The organism is Streptomyces lushanensis (genome assembly GCF_001700515.1).
Lineage (GTDB): Bacteria > Actinomycetota > Actinomycetes > Streptomycetales > Streptomycetaceae > Streptomyces > Streptomyces lushanensis.
In genome coordinates this window covers 1-390 of sequence record NZ_MAUD01000675.1, presented here as the reverse complement: position 1 = coordinate 390, position 390 = coordinate 1, and the positions used below count along the sequence as shown (strand labels likewise).

Below are 390 nucleotides of genomic sequence, written 5' to 3'. Positions count from 1 at the left end.
GACACCGTCCCCGAGGAGCTGGCCGCCCTGCTCCGCTCCCGGATCCGCGACGCGCGGCTGGTCCCGGTCGTACGGCTGCGCACCTCGCGCGACATCAGCAGGCTGCTCGGCGGCGACGGCGCCCCGCTGGCGGAGGTCAGCGTCGACACCGTACGGGCGCAGCGCCTCGGTGACACCGTGGTGGCCATCTCGTGGACCGAGGTCGAGGTGGAGCTGACCGACGACGCCGATCCGGCGCTGCTGGACGCGGTGGACAGGAAGCTGCGCAAGGCGGGGCTCCGTCCCGCGTCCGCCGCGTCGAAGCTGAGCAGGGCGCTCGCGGAGACGGCACGCGAGGACGCGGGGAAGGGCGGGAAGGGCAAGGGCGGTAAGACCAAGGGGGCCAAGGGC

At 74.4% G+C, this 390-nt stretch carries 1 protein-coding gene; it reads left to right on the top strand.

Features of this window, described 5'->3' with window-relative positions; genetic code table 11:
- Positions 1-390 (top strand): CYTH domain-containing protein (locus tag BFF77_RS36095; RefSeq protein WP_483855226.1); only part of this gene is annotated, 390 nt, incomplete at both ends.